This is a genomic window from Psychroserpens sp. BH13MA-6 (assembly GCF_052983595.1).
In genome coordinates, this window is record NZ_JBRJGE010000010.1 from 25,912 (window position 1) to 34,270 (window position 8,359).

At 37.9% G+C, this 8,359-nt stretch carries 8 protein-coding genes; 3 read left to right on the forward strand and 5 right to left on the reverse strand.

Features of this window, described 5'->3' with window-relative positions:
• The first annotated feature begins 31 nt into the window (after window positions 1-31).
• Window positions 32-550, forward strand: a complete 519-nt coding sequence (locus tag ACU8DI_RS14705) for a hypothetical protein (RefSeq protein ID WP_447113552.1) — start codon at window positions 32-34, stop codon at window positions 548-550.
• Here the strand turns inward: ACU8DI_RS14705 and ACU8DI_RS14710 are convergent.
• The 5 genes from ACU8DI_RS14710 to folE all read right to left on the reverse strand — a co-directional run bounded on the left by ACU8DI_RS14710 (window position 547) and on the right by folE (window position 4,530).
• Entirely contained in the window at window positions 547-1,053 is a 507-nt protein-coding gene (locus ACU8DI_RS14710; protein WP_447113553.1) for a DUF192 domain-containing protein, read from the reverse strand. The two genes, ACU8DI_RS14705 and ACU8DI_RS14710, sit on opposite strands and share 4 nt — an antisense overlap.
• Before the next feature lies 1 nt (window position 1,054).
• On the reverse strand, window positions 1,055-1,978 hold the full coding sequence (gene lgt, locus ACU8DI_RS14715; protein ID WP_447113554.1) for a prolipoprotein diacylglyceryl transferase: 924 nt from the start codon (window positions 1,976-1,978) through the stop codon (window positions 1,055-1,057).
• 64 nt (window positions 1,979-2,042) lie between these two features.
• Window positions 2,043-2,276, reverse strand: coding sequence for a membrane protein insertion efficiency factor YidD (gene yidD, locus ACU8DI_RS14720; protein ID WP_447113555.1), 234 nt, complete (start codon window positions 2,274-2,276; stop codon window positions 2,043-2,045).
• 2 nt (window positions 2,277-2,278) lie between these two features.
• Window positions 2,279-3,760: a cysteine--tRNA ligase gene (cysS, locus tag ACU8DI_RS14725; protein ID WP_447113559.1), complete on the reverse strand. Its 1,482-nt coding sequence runs from the start codon at window positions 3,758-3,760 to the stop codon at window positions 2,279-2,281.
• Window positions 3,761-3,852: 92 nt separating this feature from the next.
• Complete coding sequence (folE, locus tag ACU8DI_RS14730; RefSeq protein WP_447113556.1) at window positions 3,853-4,530, reverse strand: GTP cyclohydrolase I FolE; 678 nt, start codon at window positions 4,528-4,530, stop codon at window positions 3,853-3,855.
• A gap of 226 nt (window positions 4,531-4,756) precedes the next feature.
• Between folE and ACU8DI_RS14735 the strand changes: the two genes are divergently transcribed.
• Window positions 4,757-5,230 (forward strand): hypothetical protein, encoded by a 474-nt coding sequence (locus ACU8DI_RS14735; RefSeq protein ID WP_447113557.1) that lies wholly within the window; start codon window positions 4,757-4,759, stop codon window positions 5,228-5,230.
• Window positions 5,231-5,260: 30 nt separating this feature from the next.
• A partial coding sequence (locus tag ACU8DI_RS14740; protein ID WP_447113558.1) for a PKD domain-containing protein occupies window positions 5,261-8,359 on the forward strand: 3,099 nt, incomplete at its 3' end.

An 8,359-nucleotide genomic window follows, 5' to 3' on the forward strand; every position in this document is an offset into this window, starting at 1 on the left:
TGTTAAATTTAGCTTCAACTATAAATAAATCATGAAAACACCTATTCTTATATTGTTAATTTGTGTAACAAGTTGCTGTTTTTCACAGCATAACACTGAAACCACAAAGACTAGGAAATTTAATGAGTTGTTAGTTTCGCCAGGAATTATTATTCAGCACGATACGTTTTTGGAATTCAATCTATTCCTTGGAAGTGTATATGTTGAGAAAAATAGTAAGATTCCTATTTTTGGTGCCAATGGCTTTAGATTGGGAATAGAATCAAATATACGAAGTGGTAATAATTACACTATTGCTCCCAAAATTGGTTATGAGCTATCGGCAACTGTCTATGTGTTGCGATTATCAGCTGTAAATTATTTCCAGAATTCACAATCAGAATTTCGCCTACTACCAGAATTAGGAATAAGTTTAGGTGGATGGGCTAATCTTACTTACGGTTATGGTATACCTCTAAAAAAAGGAGATTTGAACAATGTCAGTCATCACAGACTTGCCTTAAGTTTTAATCTTGACCGACGATTAAAGAATTTTGTATTTAATAATTAATTTCGAGTAAACGAGATATAATCACCCTTAGTAAGTTTCCACTGGTCACTTAATCCTGCATTGACCTCCAATACGTATTTTGCGGGACCTTCCGATGGCAATGACGTTTCATCAAAAGGTTGGGCGTTTTTTTGAATGCTGACAATTGTCTTTTTTTCTGAGATGTAAATGATATCCAAAGGGATTTCAGTGTTTTTCATATAAAAGGATCGGTTATCTGAATCGGGAAAGATAAAAAGCATGCCATGGTTATTCGCCATATGCTTTCGATACATCAAACCCGTTTGTGTTTCGTATGCATTATCAGCAATTTCAATAGCCAAGTTCGCAATTAAAGAGTCTGTGTCTTTCGTTTTTAATTGTAATTCGCCTTCTTTTTCGAATGCAATCGTCACTTCTTTTACTTCAGACGATTTTCGTGTGTCTTGACATGAATACGACAAGGTCAATGAAATCCATCCGAGGAATAGGATCGCTAACTTACGAGACGACACAAAGCACATGTTAACTTAGCTTGGTTTTAGGTTTATAGATAAACATAAAATATAGACCTATAAGAATAAAAGGAATACTCAATAATTGTCCGGTGTTCAATATCCAGTCGGCACGCTCTATATTTTGAGGTTCTTTTACGAATTCCACAAAAAATCGCACACTCCACAATAGTAATAGGAATAGACCGAATAGAAACCCTTGTTGTTCGCTTTTATTCGTCTTCCAATAGAAGTACATCAAGATAAGGAACACAAAAATGTAACTGCCTGCCTCATACAATTGAGCCGGATGTCTAGAAGGTACAGCTTCTAATAACTGTGCATATTGCGGATCACTTCCTACCGCTTTGTAAGCGTCTTTGGCATTCTTAATGCCAGTGAGTTGTACAATTTCGTATTTGTTATAATGGTCCTGAACAAATTGCACACCAACAGAGGCATCTGTTTCTTTACCTATAATTTCAGAATTAATAAAATTACCCAATCGCACGAAGATAGCTCCAGAAGCTACAGGAATCACAACACGGTCTAAAATCCAAAGTACCGTTTTCTTTAAAACTTTTTTATTGTACAAATACATCGCAATAATCATCCCGATGGCTGCACCATGACTTGCCAATCCTTGAAACCCTGTAAACTCAATGCCATCTTTGAAACTGAAAGGCAAGAAAATACTGAAGAAATCTTCAGAAATAAGCTCAGACTGATAGAAAATGACATGACCTAATCTCGCACCTAGCATGATACCTATCACAGAATAAATAAATAATGAATCTAAGGATTCATTCGATTGCTTTTCATTTTTATAGATACGCTTCATAATAACGAGGCCTAAGATGAAAGCGATAATCCACATTAAACTATAAAAGTGAAGCGTAAAGAAACCAAGGTCTATGCCTTTGGCTGGGTTCCATACAGTGTTAAGAGCAATCATATAAAATATTTTATGGGATAAAGATAGTATTTATGAGTAAACTATCATTGGTGTTAAGATAGTTTTAATCTTCTTTTTCTGGAACAGGATCATAGCCAGAACCTCCCCAAGGATGACAGCTAAAAATCCGTTTTAACGCTAGTTTGCCACCTTTCCAAAACCCATGAACTTCTAGCGCTTCTTTTGTATAATGTGAACAGGTCGGTTGGTATCTGCAAGTGGCAGGTGTTATTGGCGAAATGAACGTCTGATAAATTTTAATTAGAAAAAGCAAAGGTGCAACCAATAATCGTTTCATGACTAATTGGTCGTAAAAGTAGTGCCATCCTTGCCATCGTTAAGCTGAATACCTTTCGCTGCTAATTCATCTCTAATTTTATCAGAAAGTGCAAAATCTTTATTGGCACGTGCATCTTGACGTAATTGAATAAGAAGTTCTACAGCACCACTGAGTTTGTCTGTTCCTGTTTCAGCCTTAGAGATATTCACCAATCCTAAAACATCAAATGTAAAGGCATTCATAGTTTTTTTAAGGAGTTCTAAATCTTCGGAAGTTAAAGAAGCATTGCCATCCTTTACTTGATTGATGTGTTTGGCTGCCTCAAAAAGATGCGCAATTAAAATCGGAGAATTAAAATCATCATTCATCGCATCATAACATTTCTGTCGCCATTCTGCCACCTGAAACGAAGATTCTGAAGATGGTTTTAAGTCCTCTAAAAGATTGATAGCATCCATAAGTCTGAAAAAACCTTTTTCACTAGCTAATAAGCCATCATCTGTAAGGTCTAGAACACTCCTGTATGAGGATTGTGCGTTAAAAAAGCGAATCACACTTGGCGCGTATGCTTTACTGAAAAATGCATTATCTCCAGACAATAATTCACTAGGATTAACCGTGTTTCCTGTAGATTTAGACATGCGTTGTCCGTTGAGATGAAGCATATTGGCATGCATCCAATAATTGACAGGTGTTTGGCCTTTAGCCGCTTCACTTTGTGCAATTTCACACTCATGATGTGGGAATTTCAAATCCATACCGCCTCCGTGAATATCAAAATTGTCACCGAGATACTTTGTGCTCATGGCTGTACATTCCAAATGCCATCCAGGAAACCCATCACTCCAAGGTGAAGGCCAACGCATAATGTGTTGTGGTTCGGCACGCTTCCATAAGGCAAAATCTTGAGGATTCTTTTTATCACTTTGACCATCCAAAGCCCGTGTATTGTGGATAAGGTCTTCAAGTTTTCTTTTACTTAAAACACCATAGTCATTGGTTTCATTGAATTTATGAACATCAAAATACACAGAACCATTGACTTCATAAGCAAAGCCGTTATCCATAATCATTTTGATCAATTCAATTTGCTCGATAATATGTCCGGTAGCCGTCGGTTCTATACTTGGTGGTAAGAAATTGAAGGTGTTTAGTATATTGTGAAAATCAACGGTGTAGCGCTGTACCACTTCCATGGGTTCAATTTGTTCTAAACGCGCTTTCTTAGTGATTTTGTCTTCGCCGACATCTGCATCGTTTTCTAAGTGGCCAGCATCCGTAATATTTCTAACGTAACGCACTTTGTAACCTAAATGTTTTAGGTAACGGAAAACCATATCAAAAGACATGAAAGTTCGAACATTTCCAAGATGCACATTGCTGTAAACCGTAGGACCACAAACATACATGCCAACATAACCATCTTCTATCGGTTTGAAGGTCTCTTTTTGGCCACTTAGCGTATTGTAAATCTGAATCTTTTGTGCGTCGTACAAATGCATGATGATTGGTGTTTTTTGGCGTTGATTTGTTTCGCTAAAATTAGCTATGTTCAAATCTAAGATTTTTTGTGATTTTTAAAAGCCGTCTGTGCTTAAAATGACGTGTCTAGTTTAATATAGTCTAAAAATTCACGTTTGGTTTCCTTATTTTTGAATTGGCCTCCAAACTCAGAAGTCACTGTACTACTATCTACATCTCTGATACCCCTTGAATTAACACATAAGTGTTTTGCATCGATGACGCATGCAACATCCTCCGTATTAAGTACTTTTTGAAGCTCTTTGACGATTTGAATCGTTAAACGTTCTTGAACTTGTGGGCGCTTAGCGAAATAATCGACAATGCGATTCATTTTGGAAAGGCCTACAACGGTGCCATTTGAAATATAGGCGACGTGAGCTTTACCTACAATAGGTAGCAAATGGTGTTCGCATGTAGAATAAACAGTAATGTTCTTCTCCACTAACATTTCACCGTATTTGTATTTGTTTTCAAATGTGGACGCACTTGGTTTCTTCGTCGGATTTAAACCACCAAAAATTTCATTCACAAACATTTTTGCCACACGATTTGGTGTGCCTTTTAAGCTGTCGTCTGTAAGATCGAGACCTAAGGTCTCCATGATATGTCTCACATCGTCTTTAATAATATCAATTTTTTCAGAAGAAGTCAGTTCGAAAGCATCAGTTCGAAGGGGTGTTTCTGAAGAGGTGCCAATATGGTTTTCACCTAAAGCGTCGATATCTTGAAAGTCTTTGTCTATTTTCATTCTCTATACTCCGTTGTAACGGAATGCATTTAATTAAAATAATATGTAAACTCTAAATTAGAGACTGCAAAGATAAGCAATAAAAAAAAATGAGCGCAGGGTAGGGATTTTTTAATTTAACATGTTATATGCTTATAATCGACATCACCGAACATGATATCCGATTTAACAGTTTTTTAATCAAAATTTTCTTAAATTCCGCATCTTTATAAACAAGCAGATGATCATGAAATCAAAATTATTTTTCCCTCTAATGTTGTTATGTGCCTTATTAGCAACGCCATCCATGTTTTCGCAAACAACGAAGATATCAAGAAAGCAAAAAACGGTTAATTATAATGCCAACGTTAATAATCCGCTCACAGCAAATGAGTTAGCTATGATTACCGAAGTTTATGGTCATACAGCGAAACAAAATGTGTTGGATGTTCCTCAGCGCTTAAAGGATATCAAAAATATTCTAAGAAATAGAGTAGAGGTTAAAAATATCCCTAATCCAAGTGATCAAAAGCCTTGCACGTTATTATCAGAAGTACCATTAATGGATTACTATGTAAGTGATTTAGAGCGTGATAAGAATTTTAACCCTCAGAACTTTAATCCGCTTAAGTATTTATTTCAATTCTATGCTTACGGATCTCATATGTATCGTGTTGATAATACCAATTACTTTATTATTATCAAATCACAACATCAATAAATTATTAATTATCCAATTCAATTTTTCGCTATGAAAAAAGCACTACTCATAATATTTACGATATTTTCATTTAGTTCTTACGCACAAGACGTTATCATGCAAAATGGAGCTGTCACTGGATGTTCAGGGACATTTTATGATACAGGAGGCCCTGGTGGCGCTTACGGGAGTAATGAAAATTTGGTTTTAACAATTTGTCCAGATAACCCTGGGCAGTTAGTGAGACTTGATTTCACCGAATTTAACACGCAACTGAATGCAGATGTCATGACCATCTACAATGGCGACAGTACGGCAAGTCCAGTTTTTGGTACGTTTGATGGTGCTAATAGTCCAGGATTTGTTTCTGCAACAGACGATAATGGGTCAGGCTGTCTAACCATACAGTTTGTGTCGGATGGCGGTGGAACAACCACTGGATGGGCAGCAGATATTTCGTGCTTTACACCATGTCAAACAATTACATCTCAAGTCGATTCGTCAGTACCTGCGCCAAATGCAGATGGTTATATTAGAGTTTGTCCCGATGAAGAAATAACTTTAAATGGAAGTGGAAATTTTGAGTTTGACGGAACAGGAGCTACGTACGAATGGGATTTAGGTGATGGTAGTGCACCAGTGCCAGGTCAATCAGTAACGTTTTCTTATGCTACGCCTGGTGTTTATATTGTGAATTTGAATATTAGAGATGCTAATACGAGTAGTGATCCTCTAGGTTGTCCAAATACAAATTTAGTAAATCAAGTGATTCAGGTCGGTACAGCGCCTGATTTTACAGGGACTCAAGCAGCCGATGATACACTTTGTTTCGGCGAGACGACCACTATAGATGGCGTTGTTAATCCAGTGCCCTTTGTAAATGATTGTACACCACCAGTTAGTGGAACAACCTTCTTGCCAGATGGTTCAGGAGCGGTTTACACAACATGTATTACGGTCGATTGCTTTGATTCAACTCAAACTTTGACTGATCCAAATCAACTCTTAGAGATTTGTGTGAATATGGAGCACTCTTATTCTGGAGATTTAGATATAAAAATTATCTCTCCAAATGGCCAAGAAGCCGATTTGTTCACGCAAGCAGGAGGCGGTACTTACTTTGGAGGAGCGAATGACGATGGTTCTAACACACCTGGTATTGGTGCTGATTACTGTTTTTCTATGTCAGGAACAACCTTACTACAAAATGCTAACACCATTACAGCAGGAAGTAACCCACCGAATGCTTCTTGGGAACCTGGAACTTATTTACCTGTGGAATCCTTTGCTAATTTAGTTGGTAGTCCTTTAAATGGTGATTGGTGTATTGAAATTGTTGATAATTTAGCCATAGATAATGGGTATGTATTCTCTTGGGGATTAAACTTTGATCCGAACATTCAACCACCTGAATTGTCATTTACGCCAACTATCGTATCTGAATCTTGGGATACAGACCCAACCATTACTAATGTTACTGGAAGCACCATTACTGTTGCACCTCCAGTGGCAGGTGTTTACTGTTATACTTACCGAGTTGTTGATGATTTTGGTTGTGAATACACGGAAGAAGTTTGTATTACAATGGAAGAAGAAATAACTGCAGATGTTTCAGCCGTCGTTAACCCTATTTGTGAAGGGGACGATGCTGAATTTGTGATAACTGGATCTCCCAATGGGACGGTTAATTACACAATAAATGCTGGCGCGAATCAATCTATAGTTCTTGATGCTACTGGTACAGCTACTATAACAATTACAGGACCAACAGTGGATCAAGTATTCAATCTTATTGATATCACTTTAGGTGACTGTACCGCTACAATTAATGATACAGAAACCATAATTGTTGGGCAGGTGTTTGATACGACATTTGTAATGACACCAACTTGTGACGGTGGATTTGCTACAATAACAGGTGATGTTGGAGGTACTTTTGCGTTTGAAGACCCACAGCCAACTGATGGTGCTGTGATAAACCCGGTGACAGGGGTTATTACAGGTGGTGTTTCTGGAACAACGTATACGGTTATTTATGAATTTGCGAGTTCATGTAGCCCTGGAGATATTCAAACGGTTACAGTTTTACCATCTCAGGATGCAAGTATTGTATTGACACCAACCTGTGATGGAGCAACTGCTACGATAACTGGTGATACAGGAGGGGTTTTTACCTTTAATCCTGTACCAGCAGATCCAGCAACTTTAAATCCCACAACTGGAACAATAACGAATGCACTGCAAGGTGTAACGTATACTGTTGAGTATACATTAGGTGGTGCGTGTCCGGCGTCAACAACTCAAAGTGTTACAGTGTTGCCTTTCGAAGATGCAAGTTTTACGTTAACACCAACGTGTGATGGAGGTACGGCTACGATTATTGGAAATTCAGGAGGAACGTTTGCTTTTGCACCAGATTTGAATGATGGTTCTGAAATTGACGCAACTACAGGTTTAATAACTGACGGAATTTCTGGTACGACATATACAGTTGAGTATACTACGGCTGGACCTTGTCCTGAAACAACGAGTGAGTCGGTTACTGTTTACCCTGCGGAAGATCCTACTTTTTCGTTGACACCTAGCTGTACAGGTGCCATAGCAACAATTACTGGTGATACTGGTGGTATTTTTGCCTTTGCTCCAGATCTTAATGACGGTTCTTTAATTGATTCGGCTACTGGAGAAATAACAAATGGATCTCCAGGAGTTACTTACACAGTTGAATATACAACAGCTGGGAATTGTCCAGCAACTTCACAAGAAACCGTGACTGTTTTTCCTCAAGATGATTCTGGTTTTATTTTAAACCCAACCTGTGATGGAGGTATTGCTACGGTTACTGGATTGCCTGGAGGGACATTTACATTTAATCCTAACCCGGGAGATGGTGCATTATTAAATGCCGCAACAGGAACTATTACAAATGGTCAATACGAAGCAACTTATACAATAGATTATACAACCAATGGGACTTGTCCTACAACGACTACGCAATCAGTCACCGTGTTCTCTCAGCCTATTCTAGTTCCTCCAACGGCATTAGAGGTTTGTGACGATGGGACTCCAGATGGGGTTACGAGTATTGATTTAAGTTTAAAGAATGTAGAGGTTACGGGAAATAACCCGAACTATTCAGTGAGTTATCAT

What these genes read in the sequence shown, in the direction of transcription:
- cysS (WP_447113559.1), bottom strand. Translation starts at nt 3,760, where the DNA reads ATGCATTTGTACGACGCACAAAAGATTCAGATTTACAATACGCTAAGT.
- ACU8DI_RS14705 (WP_447113552.1), top strand. Translation starts at nt 32, where the DNA reads ATGAAAACACCTATTCTTATATTGTTAATTTGTGTAACAAGTTGCTGT.
- yidD (WP_447113555.1), bottom strand. Translation starts at nt 2,276, where the DNA reads ATGAAACGATTATTGGTTGCACCTTTGCTTTTTCTAATTAAAATTTAT.
- ACU8DI_RS14735 (WP_447113557.1), top strand. Translation starts at nt 4,757, where the DNA reads ATGAAATCAAAATTATTTTTCCCTCTAATGTTGTTATGTGCCTTATTA.
- folE (WP_447113556.1), bottom strand. Translation starts at nt 4,530, where the DNA reads ATGAAAATAGACAAAGACTTTCAAGATATCGACGCTTTAGGTGAAAAC.
- lgt (WP_447113554.1), bottom strand. Translation starts at nt 1,978, where the DNA reads ATGATTGCTCTTAACACTGTATGGAACCCAGCCAAAGGCATAGACCTT.
- ACU8DI_RS14710 (WP_447113553.1), bottom strand. Translation starts at nt 1,053, where the DNA reads ATGTGCTTTGTGTCGTCTCGTAAGTTAGCGATCCTATTCCTCGGATGG.